This is a genomic window from Micromonospora sp. RP3T, assembly GCF_003027925.1.
Classification (GTDB): Bacteria; Actinomycetota; Actinomycetes; order Mycobacteriales; family Micromonosporaceae; genus Micromonospora.
In genome coordinates, this window is sequence record NZ_PYPS01000052.1 from 1 (window position 1) to 22,328 (window position 22,328).

The 22,328-nt window shown below is 74.7% G+C and carries 24 protein-coding genes; 13 read left to right on the forward strand and 11 right to left on the reverse strand.

Annotated features, from left to right (window positions below; genetic code table 11):
- Positions 1–155: 155 nt before the first annotated feature.
- On the reverse strand, positions 156–932 hold the full coding sequence (locus C8054_RS29125; RefSeq protein ID WP_107162362.1) for a D-Ala-D-Ala carboxypeptidase family metallohydrolase: 777 nt from the start codon (positions 930–932) through the stop codon (positions 156–158).
- A gap of 175 nt (positions 933–1,107) precedes the next feature.
- Here C8054_RS29125 and C8054_RS29130 point away from each other — a divergent pair, with 175 nt between their 5' ends.
- Together C8054_RS29130 and C8054_RS29135 are read left to right on the forward strand one after the other, a co-directional pair.
- On the forward strand, positions 1,108–1,749 hold the full coding sequence (locus tag C8054_RS29130) for a hypothetical protein (RefSeq protein ID WP_107162363.1): 642 nt from the start codon (positions 1,108–1,110) through the stop codon (positions 1,747–1,749).
- Positions 1,750–1,780: 31 nt separating this feature from the next.
- Complete coding sequence (locus tag C8054_RS29135) at positions 1,781–2,245, forward strand: PPOX class F420-dependent oxidoreductase (protein ID WP_107162364.1); 465 nt, start codon at positions 1,781–1,783, stop codon at positions 2,243–2,245.
- Here the strand turns inward: C8054_RS29135 and C8054_RS29140 are convergent, their stop codons facing one another.
- Entirely contained in the window at positions 2,246–2,887 is a 642-nt protein-coding gene (locus C8054_RS29140; RefSeq protein ID WP_107162365.1) for an NAD(P)-dependent oxidoreductase, read from the reverse strand.
- Between the two features lie 117 nt (positions 2,888–3,004).
- Complete coding sequence (locus C8054_RS29145; RefSeq protein WP_107162366.1) at positions 3,005–4,237, reverse strand: serine hydrolase; 1,233 nt, start codon at positions 4,235–4,237, stop codon at positions 3,005–3,007.
- A 66-nt stretch (positions 4,238–4,303) separates the two neighbouring features.
- Here C8054_RS29145 and C8054_RS29150 point away from each other — a divergent pair, with 66 nt between their 5' ends.
- The 4 genes from C8054_RS29150 to C8054_RS29165 all read left to right on the forward strand — a co-directional run bounded on the left by C8054_RS29150 (position 4,304) and on the right by C8054_RS29165 (position 8,268).
- A complete protein-coding gene (locus C8054_RS29150; RefSeq protein ID WP_107162367.1) occupies positions 4,304–4,897 on the forward strand; it encodes a pentapeptide repeat-containing protein in 594 nt (197 codons plus the stop codon).
- Positions 4,898–5,283: 386 nt separating this feature from the next.
- Positions 5,284–6,780 carry a hypothetical protein gene (locus C8054_RS29155; RefSeq protein ID WP_107162368.1) on the forward strand — a complete coding sequence of 499 codons (1,497 nt, stop codon included), beginning with the start codon at positions 5,284–5,286 and terminating at the stop codon, positions 6,778–6,780.
- A gap of 167 nt (positions 6,781–6,947) precedes the next feature.
- Positions 6,948–7,826 (forward strand): hypothetical protein, encoded by an 879-nt coding sequence (locus tag C8054_RS29160; protein ID WP_233220231.1) that lies wholly within the window; start codon positions 6,948–6,950, stop codon positions 7,824–7,826.
- 130 nt (positions 7,827–7,956) lie between these two features.
- Positions 7,957–8,268, forward strand: coding sequence for a hypothetical protein (locus C8054_RS29165; RefSeq protein WP_107162369.1), 312 nt, complete (start codon positions 7,957–7,959; stop codon positions 8,266–8,268).
- 23 nt (positions 8,269–8,291) lie between these two features.
- On the opposite strand, the gene dacB is transcribed toward C8054_RS29165, so the two are convergent.
- Positions 8,292–9,875 carry a D-alanyl-D-alanine carboxypeptidase/D-alanyl-D-alanine-endopeptidase gene (gene dacB, locus C8054_RS29170; RefSeq protein WP_107162370.1) on the reverse strand — a complete coding sequence of 528 codons (1,584 nt, stop codon included), beginning with the start codon at positions 9,873–9,875 and terminating at the stop codon, positions 8,292–8,294.
- Positions 9,876–9,939: 64 nt separating this feature from the next.
- On the reverse strand, positions 9,940–10,656 hold the full coding sequence (locus tag C8054_RS29175; RefSeq protein WP_107162371.1) for an MIP/aquaporin family protein: 717 nt from the start codon (positions 10,654–10,656) through the stop codon (positions 9,940–9,942).
- A 233-nt stretch (positions 10,657–10,889) separates the two neighbouring features.
- Between C8054_RS29175 and C8054_RS29180 the strand changes: the two genes are divergently transcribed.
- Positions 10,890–11,171 carry an adhesin gene (locus C8054_RS29180; protein WP_107162372.1) on the forward strand — a complete coding sequence of 94 codons (282 nt, stop codon included), beginning with the start codon at positions 10,890–10,892 and terminating at the stop codon, positions 11,169–11,171.
- Position 11,172: 1 nt separating this feature from the next.
- Here C8054_RS29180 and C8054_RS29185 read toward each other — a convergent pair whose 3' ends face one another.
- Positions 11,173–12,276, reverse strand: coding sequence for a beta family protein (locus C8054_RS29185; RefSeq protein ID WP_199199972.1), 1,104 nt, complete (start codon positions 12,274–12,276; stop codon positions 11,173–11,175).
- Between the two features lie 185 nt (positions 12,277–12,461).
- Between C8054_RS29185 and C8054_RS29190 the strand changes: the two genes are divergently transcribed.
- A complete protein-coding gene (locus C8054_RS29190) occupies positions 12,462–13,781 on the forward strand; it encodes a cellulose binding domain-containing protein (RefSeq protein WP_107162373.1) in 1,320 nt (439 codons plus the stop codon).
- 50 nt (positions 13,782–13,831) lie between these two features.
- Here C8054_RS29190 and C8054_RS29195 read toward each other — a convergent pair whose 3' ends face one another.
- The gene (locus tag C8054_RS29195) at positions 13,832–14,518 is read right to left on the reverse strand and encodes a PepSY domain-containing protein (RefSeq protein WP_146180004.1); all 687 of its coding nucleotides are present in this window, start codon (positions 14,516–14,518) and stop codon (positions 13,832–13,834) included.
- A 153-nt stretch (positions 14,519–14,671) separates the two neighbouring features.
- Between C8054_RS29195 and C8054_RS29200 the strand changes: the two genes are divergently transcribed.
- Positions 14,672–15,442 carry a maleylpyruvate isomerase family mycothiol-dependent enzyme gene (locus C8054_RS29200; RefSeq protein WP_107162375.1) on the forward strand — a complete coding sequence of 257 codons (771 nt, stop codon included), beginning with the start codon at positions 14,672–14,674 and terminating at the stop codon, positions 15,440–15,442.
- An 11-nt stretch (positions 15,443–15,453) separates the two neighbouring features.
- Here the strand turns inward: C8054_RS29200 and C8054_RS29205 are convergent, their stop codons facing one another.
- On the reverse strand, positions 15,454–16,734 hold the full coding sequence (locus C8054_RS29205; RefSeq protein WP_107162376.1) for a HAMP domain-containing sensor histidine kinase: 1,281 nt from the start codon (positions 16,732–16,734) through the stop codon (positions 15,454–15,456).
- Positions 16,731–17,423, reverse strand: coding sequence for a response regulator transcription factor (locus C8054_RS29210; RefSeq protein WP_107162377.1), 693 nt, complete (start codon positions 17,421–17,423; stop codon positions 16,731–16,733). The genes C8054_RS29205 and C8054_RS29210 overlap by 4 nt, the downstream gene beginning before the upstream one ends.
- Positions 17,424–17,526: 103 nt before the next feature.
- Between C8054_RS29210 and C8054_RS29215 the strand changes: the two genes are divergently transcribed.
- The 3 genes from C8054_RS29215 (at position 17,527) to C8054_RS29225 (ending at position 19,207) form a co-directional block, all read left to right on the forward strand.
- On the forward strand, positions 17,527–17,994 hold the full coding sequence (locus C8054_RS29215; RefSeq protein WP_107162378.1) for a septum formation initiator: 468 nt from the start codon (positions 17,527–17,529) through the stop codon (positions 17,992–17,994).
- A 166-nt stretch (positions 17,995–18,160) separates the two neighbouring features.
- On the forward strand, positions 18,161–18,565 hold the full coding sequence (locus tag C8054_RS29220; RefSeq protein ID WP_107162379.1) for a hypothetical protein: 405 nt from the start codon (positions 18,161–18,163) through the stop codon (positions 18,563–18,565).
- Between the two features lie 249 nt (positions 18,566–18,814).
- Positions 18,815–19,207: a cupin domain-containing protein gene (locus tag C8054_RS29225; RefSeq protein ID WP_107162380.1), complete on the forward strand. Its 393-nt coding sequence runs from the start codon at positions 18,815–18,817 to the stop codon at positions 19,205–19,207.
- 34 nt (positions 19,208–19,241) lie between these two features.
- Here C8054_RS29225 and C8054_RS29230 read toward each other — a convergent pair whose 3' ends face one another.
- Positions 19,242–20,423, reverse strand: coding sequence for a threonine synthase (locus C8054_RS29230; RefSeq protein ID WP_107162381.1), 1,182 nt, complete (start codon positions 20,421–20,423; stop codon positions 19,242–19,244).
- A gap of 8 nt (positions 20,424–20,431) precedes the next feature.
- A complete protein-coding gene (locus tag C8054_RS29235; RefSeq protein WP_107162382.1) occupies positions 20,432–21,466 on the reverse strand; it encodes a DNA polymerase ligase N-terminal domain-containing protein in 1,035 nt (344 codons plus the stop codon).
- A gap of 70 nt (positions 21,467–21,536) precedes the next feature.
- Here C8054_RS29235 and C8054_RS29240 point away from each other — a divergent pair, with 70 nt between their 5' ends.
- Entirely contained in the window at positions 21,537–22,319 is a 783-nt protein-coding gene (locus tag C8054_RS29240) for an aldo/keto reductase (protein WP_107162383.1), read from the forward strand.
- Positions 22,320–22,328: the final 9 nt, after the last annotated feature.

Sequence of the window (22,328 nt, forward strand, 5' to 3'; positions counted from 1 at the left end):
CCGGGTACCGGTCGCGGCCGGCAGGCCGTCGGCCGCGCCGGTCATCCGGGCGGCGGTCCGACGCGGAGCACCCCCCGGCCTCCGCGCGGGCCCATCGGCCGGCGGCCCGACGCGGGGCGCCCCCACCCCCCGCGTCGGGCCGCCGTGCGTCCGGATCAGTTGATTCCGCAGTCCGGGGCCGACCAGTCGGTGGTGTTCGCCGACTTGTCCCGGGTGTTCTCCCGGCGCGAGTCCACGTGCGTGTGGTCGTCGTGATCCGGGTAGCCTGGGCCGTAGATGCCACTGAAGCCCTGGTCCCGGGCCGACCGGGCGATCTCGCAGAGGGTCCGGTCCCGCGAGGTCAGGTCGGCCGCGTTGCCGTACAGGTGCTGGCTGTCGGCGGCGCCACCGACCTGCCGGTTGCAGGCGATGCTGCGGAATCCGCTGGTGACGTAGAGCGGCTTGTCGCCGAGGCTGCGCCGCAGCGCCTCCAGCTTCCACATGGTACGTACCGCGTTCTCCCGGGTGGCGGACGACGAGAGCGGACCCCCGCCCCACCCGCCTTTGCCGCAGCCGTTGTCCAGCTCGGCGTAACTGAAGTGCTTCGGGGTGCAGTCGTTGTCCTGGAGGTCGTAGATCTTGGCGAAGGTCCGCGGCCCGGCGACGCCGTCGGCCCGCAGCCCGTACGCGGACTGGAAACGCTTGACCGCGGCGGTCGTCTCCGGGCCGTACCGGCCGTCGACCCGGACGATGCCGGCGTACCCGGCCCAGCCGGCCACCCGGATCTGGAGCTGCCGGACGTCCTCGCCCGAGCGGCCCTGGGACAGGGTGCGGGGCCAGGTGTAGCAGCCGTCGGCGTGGGCCGCCGGTGCGGCGACGACCGTCGCGACCGCGGCCCCGGGCAGGGCCAGCGCGAACGCGACGGCCGCCCGCTTCAGGGTGTTGACGCGCACAGGAGTCCTCCCGATCGGAGTGGAAATGAGGTCGGGACGGCAGATCGACCACTGCGTCCCGTCCTGCTCACCGTGACATTCGGCGGGGCTCTTCGTGGTGATTAGCGGAAATTGTCTTCACATTCGGTCATGGTCGGAGGGGAGCGGTAACGTCTGCGGGCAGGGGAGGTGGGCGATGGCGCGTGGCGGCGTGTTCTGCGTCGAGGGGCAGTGGCACCGCGACCTCAACGAGCGGGGCTCCGTCCTGCCCACGCTCGACCTGCTCGAACGACTGAACCGGATCCGCTACATCCACAAAGACGCCGCCACCCGGGACGAGCTGTTCTACTTCCTCGACCGCTGGCTGCTCAAGCAGTACGCGGACCACCGCGTCGGGTTCTTCGCGATGCACGGCGAGCCGAGCCGGCTCTGCCTCACCGACTGGGACTCGGTCGAGCTGTCCGACGTGGCGGAGCGGATGGCCGGCCGCGCCGACGGGCGTCGCCTCTACTTCGGCAGCTGCTCGGTGCTGCGCGCCTCCGACGCCACGCTGCGCGGCTTCCTCGAGGTCACCGGCGCGGCGCTGATCTGCGGCTTCACCCGCGACGTGGACTGGGTCGAGTCGGCCGCGTTCGAGACCGTGCTGCTCGACGTGCTGGCCAACGGGCAGCGGCACAACGCCGCCGAGCTGCGGATGGGCTCGGCGCACTGGGCGCCGCTCGCCGCGTACCTCGGTTTCCGGGTGATCTACGCCAACGGTCGCGCCTGGCGGCCCACCGCCCGCCCGCGCGTGCCCGAGCAGGCCGCCCCGCGCCGGGCCGCCGGCCGCCCGCGCTGAGATCCGGCCGCCGGCCTGGTAGAACCGAGGCATGCCACGCAGCATCGCGCGCAACACCCGGGTCGACCGGGACGCCCTGACCGAGTTCCTCCGCCCCCGGCACCGCGTCGTGCTGATGACCACCCGGGCCGACGGCCGCCCGCAGTCCTCCCCGGTCTCCTGCGGCGTCGACGCCGAGGGCCGGCTGGTCATCTCCACCTATCCGGAGCGCGCCAAGGTGACGAACATCCGCCGCGACCCGCGTGTCTCCGCCTGCGTGCTCTCCGACGACTGGAACGGCCCGTGGGTGCAGGTCGACGGCGTGGCCGAGGTGCTCGACCTGCCCGAGGCGCTGGAGCCGCTGGTGGACTACTTCCGCGGCATCTCCGGCGAGCACCCGGACTGGGACGAGTACCGGGCGGCCATGGTCGCGCAGGGCAAGTCGCTGATCCGCGTCACGATCGAGTCCTGGGGCCCGATCGCCACCGGCGGGTTCCCGGCCCGGCTCGCCGACTGATCAGTACGCGGCGGTGAACCGCGCGTTGCCGAACCTCGGGTTCTCGATCTCGTCGACGATCGCGACCGCGAGATCCTCGTAGGTGAGCACCGAGCGGCCCTGCGCGTCGGTCACCGGGTGGTCCGTGCCGGTGCGGTAGTGCCCGGTCCGCTCGCCGGGGTGGAACTCCAACGGCGGCGGGGAGACGTACGTCCAGGTCACCCCGTCGGCCGAGGAACGGTAGAACGCCAGCGCGTCGGCCTGACCCTGCGCCGAGTCGCGGTACTCGGCGGGGAAGTCCGGCTCGTCCAGGAACCGGGTGCCGCTCGGGGTGAGCAACGTCGCGCCGCCGCCGACGTGGATCACGCGTGGTGGGTCGGGCATTGCCCGCAGCGTGTCCACGAGCGTCCGCGCGGCGTCCCGCCAGAGGTCACGCTCGCCGCCGCCGATGGCCACCACCAGCACGTCCGCGTCCTCGGCCAGCTCGCGTACGCTGCGCGCCGAGGTGGCGTCGCCGGTCACCGTGCGTACGCCCGGGGGCAGGTAGCCGACCGCCTCCGGCCGGCGTACCGCGGCGGTGACCCGGTGCCCCCGCTCGGCCGCCTCGGCGGCGATCCGGGAGCCAGCCGTCCCGCCGGCGCCGAACACGACGATGTCGCTCATGCCTCACAGGCTAGGCAGCCGGCCGCCGGGCGGCTGCCGTTCCGCCGGAACCGGCCGGGCCGGTTCTGCCCGCTCAGCCGGCCGGCCCTGGCCGGTTCTGCCCGCTCAGCCGGGCCCTCAGTCGACCAGCGCGGAGTAGACGAGCTGGCGCAACTGGCTACGCAGCGGGTACGTGCTCGACGGCATGAGCTGCGTGAACAGCAGCGCGGTGACCTCCTCCACCGGGTCCACCCAGAATGCCGTGCTGGCCATGCCGCCCCAGTAGAACTCGCCGACACTGCTGGGCACCCGCGCCGGCACCGGGTCGAGCACCACGGCGAAGCCCAGCCCGAAGCCGATCCCGTCCAGCACCGTCTCGGAGAACCCCTCCGGGGAGAACGAGGCGAGGTCCCGGCCACCGGGCAGGTGGTTGCGGGTCATGAAGCGGACCGTGCGGGGGCCGAGCAGGCGCACCCCGTCCAGCTCGCCGCCGCGCAGCAGGAACTGGGTGAAGCGGTGGTAGTCGGCGGCGGTGGAGACCAGCCCGCCGCCGCCGGAGTGCCAGCCCGGCGCCGCCAGCGCGGCCCGGCCGATGCCGTCGGCGCGTACCGCCTGACCGGTGGCCGGGTGCGGGGCGTACAGCGCGGCGAGCCGCTTGGCGTCCGCCGCGTCCACCCACCAGCGGGTGTCGGTCATCCCGAGCGGGTGCAGGATCCGCTCGGCGAAGAACGCGTCCAAGGACTGTCCGGAGACCACCTCGACCAGACGGCCCAGCACGTCGGTGGAGACGCCGTAGTTCCAGCTCGTCCCGGGCTGGAACAGCAGTGGCAGCGTGGCCAGGCCGGCCGAGGCCGCGGCCAGGTCCGCGCCGGCCGGCACGCCCATGTCGAAGCCGGCCGCCCGGTAGAGGGCGTCGACCACCGAGACCTGAGCGAAGCCGTACGTCAGGCCGGCGGTGTGGGTGAGCAGGTGCCAGATCCGGATCGGCTCGGCGGCCGGCACGGTGTACGGCTTGAGCGCCGACCCCCGGTCGTAGACCCGGACGTCGGCGAACTCCGGCAGCCAGCGGCTGACCGGGTCGGTCAGCTCGAACCGGCCCTGCTCCCAGAGCATCATCGCGGCGACCGAGGTGATCGGCTTGGTCATCGAGTAGATGCGCCAGAGCGTGTCGGCCTCGACCGGCGTGCCGGCCTCCCGGTCGCGCAGCCCGTACGTCGACGAGTGGGCGATCTCGCCCCGGCGGGTGACGACGACCTGCCAGCCGGCGAGCCGGCCGTCGTCGACGTAGCGGGCGAAGTGTTCGTCGATCCGCGCCAGTCGGGCGGGATCGAAGCCGACACGGCCGGGATCGGTGCTGACTGCGACGCTCATCCCCGCGAACCTACCCGCCGGTACGGCGGGCCGGAAGTGTCGGCCGGCCACACTAGTGTCGGCGGCATGCCGGAGCCCGTCGAGGACGTCACCTACCGCCAGCAGGACTGGTACGCGGAAGAGCTGGTCGACCGGCACTTCGTGCGCTGCGAGTTCTTCGACGTCGACCTCACCGAGGCGGTCAGCCGGGGCGCGGTGTTCACGGAGTGCGTCTTCGGCACCGTGGCGTTCAACGCCTCCCGGCACGTCGACTCGGCGTTCACCCGCTGCACGTTCACCCGGTGCAACCTGTTCGAGGCGGAGTTCACCGGCTGCAAGCTGGTCGGCAGCAGCTTCGACCGGTGCGACCTGCGCCCGCTGCGGGTCGACCGCGGCGACTGGTCGTTCGTCGCGCTGCCCGGGGCCGACCTGCGCGGCGCCCGGATCACCGACGTACGCATGCGCGAGGCCGACCTGACCGGCGCCGACCTGACCGGCGCGGTGCTCACCGGCGTCGACCTGTCCGGGGCCCAACTGCACGCCGCCAAGCTGACCCGCGCCGACCTGCGCGGCAGCGACCTGTCCGCGCTCGACCCGACCGCTGTGGAACGGGCCGGGGCGCGGGTCGACGTGGAGCAGGCCGTGACACTGGTCCAGGCGCTCGGCTTCCAGGTCGGCTGACCCGGCCGCCCCTCCCGCCTCCGTCGTCGCCCCGCCCCGGCCCGCCCCGCCCCGCCCCGCCGGGCCGGGCTGGTGCGGTGCGGTGCCGTCGCGCGCTCGGCCGGCGTCACGCGCTCGGCCCGGACGGCTGGAGGTCCGGCCCCGGTCGTGACGGTGCGTCACACCTCGTCCAGGACGACTCCTCCGAAGCGATATACCGCTGTGTCATATTTATGACCCACGGGTATATCGCGTTCCACGGAATCCTTTCTCCCGACCGAACGCCCGAGGTGGTGGCGGCGAAATTGGTACGTGTCGACGGCTTCTCGGAGATCGAAGCATGTGTCATCCTGCCCTGCGGCGAGCCGCGGTGACGGTCGCCGACTCCGGCGGCCGAGGGAGGGGCGGTGGCTGAGGAGGAACTCACGCAGTCCGGAATGCGGGTCGGAGGTTGGCTGCCCGCCGTGCCGGTCGAGCCCGTCGCCACGCCGCAACCGCCGGCCGCCCCGCGTCGCCTCGCCGGCGAGCCGGACGGCGGCGCGTGGGAACCGGCCGTCCCGAACGTCTCCCCGATCGACGATGCGACTCCGGCTCCGGCTCCGGCACCTACCGGGCCCGCGCTGCTCGGCCCCGCGTCCGGCGGGCCCGCGCTGCTCGGCGCCGCGTCCGGTGGGCCCGCGCCTGGGCCGGCCCCGCTGGTCGGGCATGCCCCGGCCGGGCACTGGCCGAGCGTGCCCCAGCCGGCTGGGCTCGGTCCGGTTGGGCCGGGGCCGGGAGCGGGCGGGCTCGGGTCGGTTGGGCCAGGGCCGGCCGGTCCGGTGCCGGCTCGGTCGCCGGCTGGGTCGCCGGCTCGGCCGGACGGTGTCGCCCGGCGTGCGGGGGACAGCCTGCGGGCGGGGGACGGGGACCCGTTCGGGGACGGGAGGCCGGCGCTGGTCGGCCGGCACACCGCGCCGGAGAGCATCCGCACCCGGCTCGCCGGCCTGGCCGGCCCGCTCGCGATCCGGCTGCGCGGGGCGTCGGCCCGGCTGCGCGGTGCGTCGGCCCGGCTGGGACCGGTCTCGGTTCGGGGCGTGTCCGCCCGGCTGCGGCACGCTCTCCGCCCGGATGCGGCGCGGCCCGCGAGCGAGGCCGGGGCCACCCGGGTCGCTGCGGCCCGGGCCCGCCGCCGGCGTCGGCGAGCCGTGCTGGCCACCGCCGCGTTGACCGCGTCGGTGGTGGCGCTGGCGTACTCCGCCCGGTCACCGACGCCGCCCGAGCGTGGCCGGGCCGTGCCGGCCGCCGGGCCGACGACGCCGGGACCGGCGCCGACGGCGGCGCCCCCGACGGTCGTGCCGGTGACCGGCGACCCCGCGCTGCCCGGTGACCCGCTGCTCGGGGTGGATCAGGAGCCGGTGCCACCGGTGGTGTCGCTCACCCTGCTCGGCACGCGGGACTGGCGGCACTGGGGCGGCGCGGGCGCGGACAGCGTCCAGCGCAAGCAGCGCGGCACCGGCGAGATCGAGGACCCGGGCGGCGACCGGCTGGAGCACAACGCCGGGGTGTCCGGCCTGAGCTGGACGGACGGCACCCCGACGGCGCGGCAGGAGGGCACCCGGACGGGCGTCTTCCAGCGCGGTGCCGGCAAGTCCTTCCGGCTCGGTGTGGCCGGCAGCGGGGACCTGCGGACCGTCCGGCTGTTCGTCGGTGTGTTCTCGGCCGGGGCCCGGCTCGACGTCTCGCTCTCCGGCGGCGGTGATCCGGCCGTCCGGGAGGTGGCCATGGCCCAGGGCGACCGCTTCTACCAGTACGTCGTCCACTTCCGGGCGCCTCGCGGCCAACAGTTGCTGATCACCTGGCGGGCGCTCGCCGTGACCGGCGGGCAGAACGACGGGGTGTCGCTGGAAGCGATCACGGTAAGCTGACCCGCCGCTTGGCTGGACGGCGACGGGTCCGTTCTGCTACCTCTTGGTAACGAACGGGAAACGCCCGTCGGCTCACATATGGCGCAAACGGCCGGCCGGTGACACCGTGAAGCCCGTCACGCTCCGGCCGCTTCCGGCGGCGCCGCGTGAGACGAAGCGGAGGTGTGGTGGGCGAGGAGGACCGTTCGCGAACCGGCCCCGGCTCGCATCGGGAGGGCCGCCCGCGTAGCCGGTCCGCGCTGCGCCGGCTGCGGCGCCGGCGACGGATGGCGTTGGAGGGGCTGGCCGCGTTCCTCTGCCTGGCGGCGCTGGTGGTCTACCTCGGCACCGAGCGGCACGACGCGCCGCGCGAGGAGAGCGCGGCCCTGCCGGTGGCGCCGACCGGCCGCGTCGGGCTGCCGGGCGAAGCCGACGGCGCGGTCGCCACCCCCGGCCTGCGCCCCCGGCAGCGCCCGCCGTCCCCGAGCCCCTCACCGTCCCCGAGTCCCGCACCGTCCACGATGGCGCCACCGACGGTCGCGGTCAGCCGGGCCGAGGTGCCCGCCTCGGTCGACCTCACCGCCGTGGGCACCGTCGACTGGGTGCACTGGGGGCTGCTCGGCGGTGACCGGACGGTCCGCAAGCGGGGCGGTTCCGGCGCGATCCGGGACGAGGGCGGCCGGGGCCGGCGGGAGAGCTTCAGCAACAACCCGGAGGCGTACGCCTGGCGGGACGGCGCGCCGGTGGCCTCGGCCAGCGGCACCATGTCCGGGGTCTACACCTGCGACCAGGGCAACGGTTTCCGTCTCGCGGTGACCTCCGACGGGCAGTCGCGCACCGTGCACCTCTATGCCGGGCTCTGGATGGCCCGTGGCCGGCTCGACGTGCGGATCGCCGGTGGGCCGGTCAGCACGCTCCGGATGGAGGACCCGCACACCGCGCTGACCACCGACTTCACCGTCCGGTTCCGCGCGCCGCGCGGTGTGAAACTGCTGCTGAGCTGGACGGTGGAGGAGTCCCTCGGGCAGTGCGGCAACGTCAGCCTCCAGGCCGTCGCGCTGCGCTGATCCGCGTACGCCGCCCGGATGCGCGTCGTGCCAGGCTGAACCGTCGGGACAGTTTGTCCGTCGCGCGCCGGGTCGACCGACGTACCTTTCCGAGGTCCCCGTCCGTCCATCCTCTGTGGAGGTTCGACCGATGAGCCGCCCCACGCCTCTCGCCCCTGCCCGCCAGTCCTCCGATCGCGGGGTGTTGCGGGACATCCCGCTGCCGCCGTACGTGACGGTGGAGGACGTCCAGTTCGCGGTGCGGGCGGTGGTGGTGCACGCGCCACGGTCCTGGTCGGGCGGGACCATCTGCCGCAACGACGCGAGCCCGCATCCGTGCAGGTTGCACCGCTGGGGCCGGCGGGTGCTCACGCTGCGCGGGCTGCCGCCGGCCGAGATCGACGCGCTTGTCGAGCGGGGCGACCCCGCCGCCGCCCCGCGCCCGTACCGGCCCGGCGCCTGAACGCCTGGGCCGGCGCGGGTCGGTCAGCAGAACGCCGGCTTGACCCAGGAGCACTCCCGACCCTCCGGCACCCGTGGTGAGTCCGGTGCGGTCGGCACGGTCCGCCGGGCGGTCGCCGTCTCCTTCTCGGTGTACGTGGCCAGCGCGATCGCGATCTGGTCCTCCAGCCCCTTGACCGACGAGGTCAGGTAGTTGTTGAGCACGATCGAGAAGGCCAGCAGCCGGCCGTCGGCGTCGGTGACGTAGCCGGAGAGGCCGGACGCGCCGGTCAGGCTGCCGGTCTTGGCGTGCACGTTGTTCGCGGCGGCGGTGCCCGTCATCCGGCTGCGCAGCGTCCCGCCGACGAGCCGGTCGGCATTGCCGGCCACCGGCAGCGCGGCGTACCAGGTGTCGAACCAGGGCTCGGCGCGCACCGCGGAGAGCAGCGTCACGAACTGTGCGGGCGGGATCAGGTTGCGCCGGGACAGACCGGAGCCGTCACGCTGGCGCAGGGTGCCGGTGTCCATTCCGGCGTCGCCGACGTACTCGCCGATCGCGGCCAGGCCGGCGGCCCAGGTGCCGGAACCGGAGAGCATCCGGCCCAGCTCCTTGGTGAGCACCTCGGCGTGCCCGTTGTTGGAGAGCTTGAGGAACGGCACCATGAGGTCGGCCAGCGGCATCGAGTCGTGCCGCGCCAGCGGCCGGGCGGTGTCCGGGGTGGCCGTGCCGAGCACGGTCCGGCCGAGGACCCGTACGCCGTGCCGGCGCAACGCGGACCGGAAGACGTCGGCGGCGTACCCGGTCGGTTCCCAGACCGTCACCCAGTCGCTCTCGGCGGCCTGGCCGACCGCGATCTGGCCGGTCACCACGACGGTGTTGCTCCCGTGCTCCCGCTCGACGGAGACGGTGGTCTCGCCGCCGGTGACCGTCTCGGCCCGGTTGTCGATGTGCAGCCAGCCGTTGTCCGGGGTCATCGAGACCTTCGGACGGACGCCGGCCCGCGCGCCCGGCGCGACGTCGACGATCACGGTGCCGGCGTCGTAGTCGGTGTCCGGCGCGACGGTCAGCGCGGACACCTGCGCGGCGTAGTAGTAGGGCTCGTCGTCCCAGGTCCAGTCCGGACCGAGTCGGGTGCGGTCGTAGCGGGTGTCGTCGGCGACCAGGTCACCTGTCACCACCCGTACGCCGGCGGCGGCGACCTGCGCGGCGAGTCGGTCGTAGTCCGCGGCGAGCATGGTCGGGTCGCCGCCGCCGCGCAGGTAGAGGTCGCCGGAGAGCAGCCCGGCGCGGCGCGGCCCGGCGGCGCTGACGTCGGTGGTGAAGCGGTGCCCCGGGCCGAGCAGTTCCATCGCCGCCGTCGAGGTGAGCAGCTTGGTGTTGGAGGCGGGGACGAGCCGGCGGGTCCCGTTGCGGTCGTAGAGCGTGCGGCCGGTGCTGGTGTCGACCACGACCACGCCCGTCTGCGCACCGTCCAGCCGGCTGTCCGCGAGGATCGCGTCGATGGTCGCGTGCAGCCGGGTCTGCGCCGGGGTGGGCGCGTCGGCCGTGGCGGTGGTGGTGCCGGCGGTGGCCGCGGTGGCGACCAGCACCAGCGCCGCGAGCGCCCGGGGAAAGAGACGACGATGCATGTGCAGATGCTGCCATGGTGCTTTCCTGCGGGAAAGAGCCCGGGGCGAAAGGTTATTGCCGAACTCAGGCTCGCGGCGTGGTCACCCGCTCCGCCGGCCCGGGCCCGCCCGCACCCGGGCGCAGGATCAGCGGTGCGACCAGGGCGGCGAGTGCGCCGCCCAGCAACGGGAAGACGATGAAGACCCAGAGTTGGCGCAACGCGGTGCCGCCCTGGAACAGGGCCGGACCGAACGACCGCGCCGGGTTGACCGAGGTGCCGTCCAGGGTGAGGCCGACCAGGTGTGCGGCGGCCAACGCGAGACCGATCGGCACCCCGGCGAACGCGGCGTGCTCACCCCGCCCGGTCACCACCAGCACCACCAGGACGAAGAGGAACGTCAGCACCGTCTCCAGCACGGCGGCGCCGCCCAGGTTGATGTGCGCGCCGTAGCCGTTGGTGCCGAGCGCGCCGGTCTGGTCGACCACGTCACCCCATCGGGTGAGCGCCCAGATCACGAACGCGGCGACGGTGGCGCCGGCGAACTGCGCGACCCAGTACAGCACCGCGCCCAGCGGGGAGATCTTCCCGGAGAGCAGTACGCCCAGGGTCACCGCCGGGTTGATGTGGCTGCCGGAGAGCGGCCCCATCGTGTACACCAGCGCCAGCATGGTGAAGCCGAAGGCCAGGGCGACCACCACCACGCCACCCTGGACCCGGGCGAAGACGGCGCTGCCCACACCGAAGAAAATCAGCAGCAGCGAGCCGAGGAACTCGGCGACGTACCTGCGCGGGTCGTCCATGCCCCGAGCATAGGGAGCCGCCGGTCGGGTCGGGGAAGAAACCGCTGCTCACGCCCGATCACCCGGCTCTATTTGACGGATCCACCGGCAGCGGGCACGGTGGGTGGTGAGGGGCCGTCCGACCGCCCCCCTTATTGCGGCGAAACAGCGTTTCGTCCGCTTCCGGGTCGCGAGCCGACCGCGTGGGCCGAGTCGCCCGCGAATCCGAGAAACCAGCCATGAGGAGTGCCGCCATGCTGACCATGACCGACAACGCCGTCCTGGTGATCCGTGACCTCGCCGCCCAGCAGGACGTGGCCGACGCGGGTGGGCTGCGCATCGCCGCCGACACCGAGGCCGGCGCGCTCTCCATCGAGCTGGTCCCGGCACCCGTGCAGGGCGACCAGGTGGTCGACGACCAGGGGGCGCGGATCTTCCTGGACCCGGACGCCGCCGAGCTGCTCGACGACACCTCGGTCGACGCGATGGTGGACGAGGAGGGCGTGGTCCAGTTCGGTTTCACCGAGAAGGAGTGACTCAGCCGGCGCGGCGGGCCTCCCCGCCGCGCTGCGGCCGGCCGGTGCGCCCCCACTCCGGCGCGTCCTGGCCGGGCCGCCACGAACCGCCGCGCTGCTCCCGGTCCGGTCCGATCAGCGCGGCCAGCACGTGGGCCAGGTGGTGCGAGGTGCTCCAGGCGATCCAGTTGGCAGGCGAGCCCGCACCCGCGCCGCGCCGGGCCCGGCGCAACACCTCGTGGTCGCCCCAGGAGAAGCCCGACCCGGCCGCCGGCCAGTGCGGGGCGGCCACCAGCGTGCGGCACAGGTCGGCGAGGCGCTCGTCGCCCCGACCGCCCCGCCGGCACCAGCGGTAGATCCACCACGCGCCGTGGTCCGCCCACCGCAGCGTCGGCAGCCGGTCGCCGGGTGCGTCCGCGTCGCGTACCGCGCACCCCACCCCGTAGTCGGCGTACCCCAGTCGCAGGTCGGCCAGGCGTTGCCAGAGCAGCCAGTCGTAGCGGTCCAGGCGTACCGGCTCGTCGACCGGGAGCCGGGACAGCGCCGGCGGCATCCCACCCGCCGCCACGGTGACCGTGCGCCAGGCGTGCCGCCGGGCCCACTGGGCCGCGCGTCGCACCCGTGGCTCGGCCAGCCGGACGTCGGCCAGGCAGCACACATCGCCCGCGTCCAGCAGCAGGTCGCACTGCTCCGGCACCAGCCCGGTGGACCGCCACACCCGTTCCGCCGCGGCGGTGGTGGCGTCCGGGCCGGCCCGGTCCGGCCCGATCCGCAGCCGGACCACCGCCCCGCCCGCCCCGGCCCGGGCCGCCGCGCCGTGCGCGCCCAGCCGCCGGTCACTCTCCGCGAGCCCGATCACCGGCATCAGGGGTACGCCCCAGCGGATCGGGTCGTGTTCCGGAGTGTCCGGCAGCGCCGACACGTCGACGGCCGGCAGAAGCGAGGGAGGCAGCCGTCGCAGCGCCTCCACTGGGCCCGGCTCGTCCGTCGGCACGTCGACGATCGGGGCGAGCAGCGCGGCGGCGGTGTCGTCGAGGTGGGTCAGGGCCTCCCACTCGCCCCGTCGGCCGGCCAGCACGGGACGGTAGACCGGGTCCGGCGGCCAGCCGCCGGGTGCGGACACCATACTTCAATGTAGCGGCTCGATTGCTCTCCGTCACCGCCCCTTTCGGGTGGTCGGCGTTCCCGTTGACACGACGGAGGGCGCGGTGGTGGCATGGTCTCCGCGGGCACGGCCGGGCATGGACGGGCAACCATGACCACCCCTGAGCCGCCCCGTGCCCGGGTCGGCCCGCCCGGAAGGCCACCCCCATGACCCCGCAGTCCCGCCTCCGGCTCGGCGCGGCCCTGACCGCCGCCGCGGCCGCGCTGCTCGTCGCCGGTCAACTGCCCGCGCTCGCGGTCGACGACCCGCCCGCGCCGGTGACCGGCAACGCCACCCACTTCGACGGCCTCGGCTCCCCGTACGGCGGCTGCGGCCTGCCCCAGTCCGAACTGGACTCGCCGGATTTCGTCGCGCTCAACGTCTACGACCTGCCCGGCGACTACACGTCCTATCCGGTCCGGCCGCTGCCACCGGACCAGGCGAACCGGATCGGGCTGTGGAACAACGGCTTGAACTGCGGCCGGTTCGTCCGGGTGACCATCGGGGACCGGTGTACCGGTACCAACGACGGCGCGCCGGGGCAGCCGTTCTGCCGCAACGGCTCCTGGGTCGCCGACGGCTACAACGGCGCCACCCTGACCATGGTGGTCGCCGACTCCTGCGGCGACGGCAACGCCTGGTGCCGGGACGACCGGAACCATCTGGACCTGTCCACCGCCTCGCTGAACCGCTTCGCGCGCGGCGGCGTCCCGGTCGGTGACCTCTATCCGAGCCACTGGAACAACCGGCAGGTCTCCTGGTCGTTCGTGCCGGCGCCGGACTACTCCGGCGACCTCCGGATCGCGTTCCTGCGCGGCGCCCAGCGGTACTGGCCGGCCATCGCGGTGTCCCACCTGCCCAACGGCATCCACGGTGTGGAGTACCTGGCCGACGGGGTGTGGCGGGCCGCCACCATGAACAGCGACATGGGCCAGTCGTACGTGCTCGGTGCCACCACCACCGCCGGCGGCGTCGACTTCCAGATCCGGGTACGTGACGTCACCGGCGCGCTGGTGGGCGGCGGCCGGGTGTACCGGTTCGCGCTGCCGGCCTCGTGCGGCGGCACCTGCTCCGCCGCGTACACGCCGGTCAGCTACACCACGTCGGACGGTCCGACGGCCCCGCCGACCGCGTCGCCGAGCCCGACGGCCTCACCGAGCCCGACGGCGTCACCGAGTCCGTCCGGATCGGGGTGCGCGGCGGCCTGGACGGTCACCGGCGCGTGGGCCGGCGGCTTCCAGGCCGAGGTGACGGTCCGCAACACCGGTACGTCCGCCGCCACCGGCTGGCGCAGCGAGGTCGCCTTCCCCGGTGGGCAGCGGCTGGTGAACGCCTGGAACGCCGGCGCGACGCAGTCCGGCGCGCGGGTGACCGCGACGAACGCGGCCTGGAACGGCGCGTTGCCGGCCGGCGGCACCACCAGTTGGGGTCTGGTCGTCTCCGGCGACAACCAGCCGCCGACCGAGGTGAGTTGCACGCTGCGGTGACCACGGCGGGGCCGGGCGCGGATCCGCTCCGCACCCGGCCCCGGCCGCGTTCAGTCGTCGTCGCCGTGGCGACCGTGGTCGTCGTCCCGGTCGTGCGAACCGTGGTCGTCGCGCCCACCCCGGTCGTCCGAGCCGGCCCGGTCGTCGCGCCCACCCCGGTCGTCCGAGCCGGCCCGGTCGTCCGAGCCGGCCCGGTCGTCCGAGCCGGTCCGGTCGTCCGAGCCGGCCCGCTGCCGGTCGGCCTCCAGCACGGCGCCGGTCGCCCGGTCGACCTTGACCTCGTGCCGCCAGCCGTCGCGGGTGACCTTGACGCTCCACGTCGGACGGCCGTGCTCGGTCTCCGCCTCGATCTCGGTGACCCGGCCGCCCCCGGTGCGGGCCAGCGCCACCTCGGCGGCGCGCTGCCGGCTCACCGAGCCGCCGGCCGCCCGCGCCGGACCCGCGTCGTCGTCCGTACCCCGGCGGGCCGGGTTGTCCTCCCGCCCGGTACCCGCCGGGACGCGGTCGTCGTCGGCCGTGCCCCGGCGGGCCAGGTCGCCCCCGCCCCCGGTCGCCGACCGGGCCGGGTTGTCCTCGTCGCCCGTGGCCGTCCGGGCCGGGTTGTCCTCGACGGTCACGGCGGCCGGGGCGGTGCGGCCGGTCGACCGGTCCGCCGCGGTCGTGCCGAGCGCCACGCCGGTCACCGCCAGCACGGCGACTCCACCGGCCGCCGCCAGCATCAGGGAGGTACGTCGCATGGTTGCCACCTTTCCTCGGTTCGTGTCGTCGAGACTGCGCGCCGGACGGTCGGGGCCGCGCTAGCCGACGGACAACGCCGGGTTAAGGCGCGTGGTCGTCGTCGGCCGGGAAAATCGCTGTCCGGCGCCGGAGCACGGTGGTAGACAGCCGGGGTGTCCGAGACGCTGGAGTTTCCCGAGCTGTTGCGGTTGATCGACGAACGGTCGACCGCGTTCCGGGCGGCGGTCGCCGCCGCGCCCGACCTGGACGTCCAGGTGCCGACCTGTCCGGAGTGGACGCTGTTCGACCTGGCCCGGCACCTGGGCGAGGGGCGCCGCTCCTGGGCCGCCACGGTGGCCGCCGGGCCGGACGCCCCGGCCAAGGTGGCGCCGGCCGGCCCGCCCGCATCCCGGGACCGTGCCGCGCTGCTGGACTGGCTGGCCACGTCGACGCGGCAGCTCCTGGACGCGCTGCGGGCGGCCGGCCCGGAGCGCGGCTGCTGGACCTGGTGGGGGACGTCGCAGTCGCCGTCGACCTGTGGCGCGGTCGCCCGACACCAGCTCCAGGAGGTCGCGGTGCACACCTACGACGCCCAGCTCACCGTGGGCGCCGCGCAGCCGCTGCCGGTCGAGGTGGCACTCGACGGGGTGGAGGAGTTCCTGTTCACCTGCTGCACCACCACGGCCGGGTGGCCGCACGGGCCCGCCGCCGTCGACTACCACAGCACCGAGGGCCGCTCCTGGCGTCAGGCGCTCTCCGCCGACGGGGTGACGGCCGCCCGACTGCCCGACCCGGCCGTCGGCGCGGGCCCGGCCGACGCCGCCGCCCACGGTACGGCCGGTGACCTGGTCCTGTCCTTCTACGGCCGCATCCCGCTGGACGCGCTGAAGATCGACGGCGACCGGGGCCTGTTCGACAAGCTCGTCGAGTGGGAGCCGGAGTAGGGCCCGGGCCGTCAGGCAGCCGGCGCGGCACCGAGCCGGAGCACCACCCGGGCCCCGCCACCGGCGGCGGCCGACAACTCCAGCCCGCCGCCGCTCGCGCGGGCGGCCCGCTCGGCGATGTCCAGACCGAGCCCGGTCGACCCGGCCCGGCTGGCGCCGCGTCGCACCGGGCCGGGCGGCAGCCCCGGGCCGGCGTCGGCCACGGTGAGCGCCACCCGGTCCGGCTCCGCCGCGAGCCGCACCGTGAACGGGGTGCCGTCGGGTGTGTGGGCGAAGACGTTGCCCAGCAACGCGTCCACGGCGGCGGCCAGCTCGTCGCCGCTCAGCCGCACCGGTAGCGGGCCGGGCTCGAGGTCGAGCGTCACGGTCCGGCCGGTGTCCTCCGCGAGCACCGACCAGAACGTCACCCGCTCGCCGACCACTGTGGCCGCGTCGCAGCCACCGCCGGTGGCCGCCGTGCCGCTGCGCCACCGGGCCCGTTGGATCACCCCGGTCACCGCCCGCTCCAGCCCGTCCGCCGCCGCGGTCAGCCGAGCCGCGTCGTCCGGGTCGCGCAACGACTCGGCCTCCAACCGCAGCGCCGTCAACGGGGTACGCAGCCGGTGGGACAGGTCGGCCACCTGTTCGCGCTCCTCGCGCAGCAGGATCTGGATCCGCTCGGCCAGGTGGTTCAACGCGCCCGCCACCTCGCGCAACTCGGCCGGCCCGGCCGGTGCGACACGCGCGTCCAGTTCCGCGTTGGCGAGCCGGTGCGAGACGGCGGACAGCGCCGTGATCGGCCGGACCAGCGTGCCGGCCAGCCGGTCGGCGACCACCAGGCCGACCAGCACGAGCAGCGCGCCGAGCAGCGCCAGCACCAGCCAGGCGCGGGTCACCCCGGCGGTCAGCTCGGCGCGGGGGACCAGCGTACGGATCACTCCGGTCCCCTCCGGGCGGCCCTGCACCGCTACCACCACCTCCCGCCCGGCGGCGGACTCGACGGTCAGGCTCCGCCCCCGGGCGGCCAGCGTGACCGCCGGGGTACGCGGGGCCGGCGCGCCGAGCACCGTGCCGTCGGCGAGGAAGACGCTCACCCCACGGCCGGTGTCGACGGCGAGCTGGTCCACGGTCAGCCGGACGGTCTCCGGCGGGGCGGTGCCGACCACGGTGACCAGAAGCTGCACGTCGGCGGTGGCCCGGGCGGTCGCGCGGTCCGCGGCGACGGTGCGCACCAGCACGGCCAGCGGCACCAGGAACGCGACCATGACGAGCACCCCGACGGCCGCGACCAGCAGGGTCAGCCGGCGCCTCACCGGCCCTGCTCCGGCACGTCGAGCCGTACCCCCACGCCGCGCACCGTGTGCAGGTAGCGGGGCGCCTGGGCGCTCTCGCCGAGCTTGCGGCGCAGCCAGGACAGGTGCACGTCGACCGTCTTGTCGGCGCCGCCGTACGGGATCCGCCACACCTCGGTCAGCAGCTCCCGCTTGGTGACGACCTGCCCGGGGCGGCCGGCGAGGTGGTGCAGCAGGTCGAACTCGCGGGGGGTCAGCTCGACCGGCGTGCCGTCCAGCGTGACCTGCCGGGACCGCCTGTCGATGCGGAGCCCGCCGAGCACCAGCGCCGCCTCCGTCGCGTCGCCGCCGGCCGAGCGGCGCAGCACCGCGCGGACCCGCGCGTCCAGTTGCGCGGCGGTGAACGGCTTCACCAGGTAGTCGTCCGCGCCGGCGTCGAGCAGGCGCACGATCTCCACCTCGTCGTCGCGGGCGGTCGCCACCACGACCGGCACCGTGCTGACCGCGCGCAGCATCCGCAGCAGCTCGGCGCCGTCCAGATCGGGCAGCCCGAGGTCGAGCACGACCAGGTCGGGCCGGTCGTCCAGCGCGTCACGCAGCCCGCCCAGGGCGGTCGACGCCGCGGCGACGGCGTGCCCGTACTCCCGGAGGGCGCGCAGCAGCGGAGTGCGGATGGTCAGGTCGTCCTCGATGAGCAGCAGGCGCGCCACGCAAGGGAGGGTAGCCGTTCGGCGGGCCGGCGACGGGCTCCGTTAACCGGACCTTAGCGTCGCCCTACGACCGCCCCGACCCGACGCGGGGCAGACTCGGAGCATGGATCGCCGTACCCTCCTCGTCGTCACCGGCTGGCTGGCCACGACCGTGGCGGCCACGCTCGTCGGGCTGGCCGCCGTCGACCTGGCCGGCGCGGGCATCACCGGCACCGCGGGCGGGGTGCGGACCGAGCAGGACGTCGCCCGCGCGCTCGCCGTACCCGATCCGGGGGCGGGTGGCGCGACGAGCGTGAGCCCGGTCGCAACGCCGACCGGGACGCGGTCCGGCGCCGCGACGCCGAGCGGCGCCCAGCGGGGCTTCCTGACGGACGGCGGCAGCGTGCTCGCCGAGTGCGGGCCGGGCGGCGTCCGCGTGGTGGCGTCGTCCCCGGCGCCCGGTTACCTCGTGAAGGACGCCGACCGGGGGCCCGACGACCACGTCGAGGTCCGCTTCGTGGGCGGTGGGCGGGAGTACGAGGTGCGGCTGCGCTGCCGGGGCGGAGTGCCGACACGGGACCCGGAGGACTGAGTATTCGCAGCTCAGAGCCGTCGACTGTCCAAGATCGGACAGTGCTGTCGCTGGTTGGTGGGCGGTGGGGCGGCATAGCTTCGAGAAGCAGGAGAGTGATCGTCGCGGATCGCTCGGCGCACCACGAACGCCTCCTGCCGGCGTACCGGCGGGAGAGAGGACCACCATGTCCAGCCCCAGATCGAGGAGGGGAGCGACCGGCCAGCCCACCCCGAGCGTGCGGGAGGCCGCGCACGTCGACACGCAGATCGACTCGTGCTCGTCGGCCGGGCTGCCGCCGACCGCCCGGGTGTTGTTCGCCGTCGTCGACGCGAACGGCACGCTGGTCCGTGGCCTGGGCGCCACCTCGGCCACCCGGCTCGCCGCCGGGATGTACCAGGTGGCCTTCGACCAGGACGTCGCCGGAGCGGCCTACGTCGGGACCGTCGGCCCCGCCAACGGGGGCGGGCTCGCGCAGCAGGGCGTCATCACGGTGGCCCCCCGGGCCGGCATCGCCAACGCGGTCTTCGTCGAGACGCACGCCGCGAGCGGGCACGCCGACCGGCCGTTCCACCTGGCCGTGCTCGCCTGAGCGGGCCGGACACGAGCGCGCGGCGCCGCACGACCGTCCGGTCGTCACGTCGCCGCGCTCTGGCCGTCTCCCACCGTCGCAGCCGTACGGCGGTACGTCAGCGGGGACCTGGCTCGACCGGTCCAGCTCGCAACCGGTCTTGTCTTCCGCTGATGCCCGTCCGGAGCGGATCCAAACCTGGCCGGCGACCCGATTCCACCATCTGCCAGTCCCGGCGTGGTGGGCTCGCGAACGGGGTATGAGCGGGCCATGGAGCATTTCACGATCGCGACCGTCGCCGAGAAGAGTCCCGACTTCCGCCGCGTGCTCTGGACCGGGGAGCACACCCAGCTGGTCATCATGACCATCCCGCCGGGCGGCGAGATCGGCGAGGAGGTCCACGAGGGCATCGACCAGATCCTCACGTTCGTCAGCGGCACCGGTGAGGCGCGGGTGGCCGGTGAGAAGAAGGAGGTCGTCGCCGGCGACCTGGTGGTGGTGCCGTCGGGCACGAAGCACAACTTCGTCAACACCGGGCCGAACCCGTTGGTGCTCTACACCGTCTACGGCCCGCCGGAGCACGCCGACGGCGCGGTGCACAGGACGAAGGAGGAGGCGGACGCCGCCGAGGAGGCCGGCGAGGACGAGCCGCCCACGTCCTGACCGTTAAGAAGGGGCCCCTCCTATACCTGAAGCGTTAAGAAGGGGCCCCGCCTTGCACCAGGCCGGGGTATTTGATGCCGGCGCCGGTGTTGAGGACCACTACGCGCTCGTGGGGGCGGATCCAGCCGCCGGCGCGCAGGTGCCGGGCGGCGGTCAGGCAGGCCGCGCCCTCCGGGCAGAGCAGCAGCCCCTCCCGGGCGGCGAAGTCGCGCAGGTCGGCGACGATCTCCGCGTCGTCCACCGCGATCGCGGTGCCGGCGCTGTCCCGCAACGCGGTCAGCACCAGCTCGTCGCCGAGCGGGGCCGGCACGGTGATGCCGAACGCGAGCGTGTGCGCGTCCTGCCACGGCGTGGCGCGCGCCTCGCCGGCCGCGAACGCCCGCACGATCGGCGCGCAGCCGGTGGACTGCACGGCCACCAGCCGGGGCAGCTTGTCCTCGACCCAGCCCAGCTCGCGCAGCTCGTGCAGCGCCTTGTGGATGCCGATCAGCCCGACGCCGCCGCCGGTGGGGTAGATGATGACGTCGGGCACCTGCCAGCCGAGTTGCTCGACGATCTCGTACCCCATGGTCTTCTTGCCCTCGAGGCGGTACGGCTCGCGCAGCGTGCCGGCGTCGAAGATCTGCCCGCCCGAACCGGCGACCAGCGCGGCGATCTCCCGGCCGGCGTCGTTGATCAGCCCGTCGACCAGCCGCAGGTCCGCGCCGGCGGCGAGGCACTCCTGCCGGCAGATGGTCGGCGCGGCCAGCGGCATGGCGATCGTCGCGCCCATCTGAGCCCGGGCCGCGTACGTCGCCCAGGCCGCGCCCGCGTTGCCGTTCGTCGGCATGGCGATCCGCTCGACGCCCAGCTCCCGGGCCCGGCTCACGCCGACCGCCGCGCCACGCGCCTTGAACGACCCGGTCGGGGTGAGCCCCTCGTCCTTGACGATCAACTCCGCCACGCCGATCTCGTGGCCGTACGCCCGGGCGTGCCACATCGGCGTCCAGCCCTCGCCCAGCGTGGTGACGAACCGCGGATCGGCCACCGGCAGCAGTTCCCGGTAGCGCCACAGGTCGGCCGGGCGGAGCCCGAACTGCTCCGGTGTCACGGTGGCGGCCACCGCGGCCAGGTCGTAGCGGGCCAGCAGCGGGGACCCGCAGTCGCACAGGTTCTGCAGCTTGTCGGCCGGGTGTTCCAGGCCGCAGCGCGGGCACTCCAGGTGCGTCAGGTGCACGGTGGTCCTCAGCTCGCGTCGATGCTCAGCCAGTGCCGGCTGCGCCGGCCCGGCTCGTACGGGGAGTCGAGGCGCTTCGCCACCACTCCGGGGAGCCGCTGCTCGCGGGCGGCCCGCAGGGCGTCCGCGCCGACCCCTGGGAACCACGGCGGAGTCTGCCAGTGCGGGCCGGCGAGCGCCAGACCGTCGAGCAGGTCGCGGCGTTGCGCGTACGGCACGTCGAGGCTGGACACGCCCTCCAGCCAGAGCAGGTCGACGGCGAGGAACTGACCGTCCCGCTTGCTGGGCGGCTTGACCCGCCCGGCCGGGTCGATGCGCACCAGCACCCCGTCCAGCACCACCTCGGTGGGGGCCAGCTCCTCGGCCATGGCCCGCAGCCAGGGATGGTCGCCGGTGATCTCCGTGTCGTCGCCGTCGAGCAGCCGCAGCCGGCCGCCGGAGACGTACGCCATCGCCCGCACGCCCGCCCAGCGCGGCTCGTACCCCCAGGCGGCGGCGTCGCGCGGCAGCCGGCCGCCCTCGGTGGCGCGCATCGGGCGGACCAGCTCGGGCATCGGCGTCCAACCCGCCGGCGCCGGGTCGGTGCGGCGGACCATCCAGTCCCGACCCCGGCCGCCGGTGGCGAACAGGACGTACCGGCCCTTGGTGCGCGCGCCGTCGAGCACCACGATCACCTCGTCGTCGCGCCACTTCTCGGCGCGGTAGGTGCCGGTGTCGTGCACGGTCATCCGCCCGCCGCCGTACTCGCCGGCCGGTATCTCGCCGGCGAACGTCAGGTATTCCATCGGATGGTCCTCGGTGTGCACGGCGAGGTGGTTGCGGCCCGGGTCGCGGGGCAGGCCGCGCGGCACCGTCCAGGAGGCCAGCACGCCGTCGTGTTCCAGCCGCAGGTCCCAGTGCAGGCTGCGGGCGTGGTGCTGCTGGATGACGAAGCGGGGCGCGCGCCGCGCGGCCCGCTCCCGCGCCGGGGGCCGTTCGGGCACCGGCTCCGGGGTACGCGCCGCGTCCCGCTTCCGCCGGTACTCCTCCAGCCGGTCCGCCACAGCCGTATTCTCCGGCACACCCGGCGCGCGTGCCGGCATGGCGACGGCGTTGCGGGGTAGAACCGTCGACATGGACCTCGACCAGCCCACCCTTCCGCTTCCCGGCGACGTCCGGATCCCGATCCTCGGCTTCGGCACCTGGCAGGCCACCGGCGAGGACGGCTACCAGGCCGTGCTCGCCGCGCTGGACGCCGGCTACCGGCACCTCGACACCGCCACGATGTACGGCAACGAGAAGGAGGTCGGGCGCGCGGTCGCCGAGAGCGGGCTGCGCCGCGAGGACCTGTTCATCACCACGAAGCTGCCGCCGGACCGGGTGGGCCGGGAGCGGGAGACCATCGAGGCGAGCCTGGCGGCGCTGGGCACCGAGTACGTCGACCTGTGGCTGGTGCACTGGCCGCCGTCCGCGCCCGGCGACAGCATCCCGGTCTGGCGGGAGATGCTGGCCGCCCGGGACGAGAACCTGGCCCGCGCCGTCGGGGTGAGCAACTACTCGACCGCGCAGCTCGACGAGCTGATCCAGGCCACCGAGGAGACGCCCGCGGTCAACCAGATCCGGTGGAGCCCGTCGCTGTACGACCGGCAGACGCACGCCGCGCACCGGGACCGGGGCGTGGTGCTGGAGGGCTACAGCCCGTTCAAGACCAGCGACCTGTCCGACCCGGTGCTGGTGCGCATCGCCCAGGCGCACGACGTCTCGCCGGCCCAGGTGGTGCTGCGCTGGCACATCGACCACGAGATCGTGGTGATCCCGAAGTCGGTCACGCCGGAGCGGATCCGGGCCAACGCCGACGTGTTCGGGTTCTCGCTGACCGCCGAGGAGATGCGCGACATCGACGCGCTCGGCGGCTGACGCCGCGTA

What these genes read in the sequence shown, in the direction of transcription:
- C8054_RS29140 (WP_107162365.1), bottom strand. Translation starts at nt 2,887, where the DNA reads ATGAGCGACATCGTCGTGTTCGGCGCCGGCGGGACGGCTGGCTCCCGG.
- C8054_RS29215 (WP_107162378.1), top strand. Translation starts at nt 17,527, where the DNA reads ATGGATCGCCGTACCCTCCTCGTCGTCACCGGCTGGCTGGCCACGACC.
- C8054_RS29195 (WP_146180004.1), bottom strand. Translation starts at nt 14,518, where the DNA reads ATGCGACGTACCTCCCTGATGCTGGCGGCGGCCGGTGGAGTCGCCGTG.
- C8054_RS29150 (WP_107162367.1), top strand. Translation starts at nt 4,304, where the DNA reads ATGCCGGAGCCCGTCGAGGACGTCACCTACCGCCAGCAGGACTGGTAC.
- C8054_RS29135 (WP_107162364.1), top strand. Translation starts at nt 1,781, where the DNA reads ATGCCACGCAGCATCGCGCGCAACACCCGGGTCGACCGGGACGCCCTG.
- C8054_RS29185 (WP_199199972.1), bottom strand. Translation starts at nt 12,276, where the DNA reads ATGGTGTCCGCACCCGGCGGCTGGCCGCCGGACCCGGTCTACCGTCCC.
- C8054_RS29190 (WP_107162373.1), top strand. Translation starts at nt 12,462, where the DNA reads ATGACCCCGCAGTCCCGCCTCCGGCTCGGCGCGGCCCTGACCGCCGCC.
- C8054_RS29175 (WP_107162371.1), bottom strand. Translation starts at nt 10,656, where the DNA reads ATGGACGACCCGCGCAGGTACGTCGCCGAGTTCCTCGGCTCGCTGCTG.
- C8054_RS29180 (WP_107162372.1), top strand. Translation starts at nt 10,890, where the DNA reads ATGCTGACCATGACCGACAACGCCGTCCTGGTGATCCGTGACCTCGCC.
- C8054_RS29225 (WP_107162380.1), top strand. Translation starts at nt 18,815, where the DNA reads ATGGAGCATTTCACGATCGCGACCGTCGCCGAGAAGAGTCCCGACTTC.
- C8054_RS29220 (WP_107162379.1), top strand. Translation starts at nt 18,161, where the DNA reads ATGTCCAGCCCCAGATCGAGGAGGGGAGCGACCGGCCAGCCCACCCCG.
- dacB (WP_107162370.1), bottom strand. Translation starts at nt 9,875, where the DNA reads ATGCATCGTCGTCTCTTTCCCCGGGCGCTCGCGGCGCTGGTGCTGGTC.
- C8054_RS29145 (WP_107162366.1), bottom strand. Translation starts at nt 4,237, where the DNA reads ATGAGCGTCGCAGTCAGCACCGATCCCGGCCGTGTCGGCTTCGATCCC.
- C8054_RS29240 (WP_107162383.1), top strand. Translation starts at nt 21,537, where the DNA reads ATGGACCTCGACCAGCCCACCCTTCCGCTTCCCGGCGACGTCCGGATC.
- C8054_RS29130 (WP_107162363.1), top strand. Translation starts at nt 1,108, where the DNA reads ATGGCGCGTGGCGGCGTGTTCTGCGTCGAGGGGCAGTGGCACCGCGAC.
- C8054_RS29165 (WP_107162369.1), top strand. Translation starts at nt 7,957, where the DNA reads ATGAGCCGCCCCACGCCTCTCGCCCCTGCCCGCCAGTCCTCCGATCGC.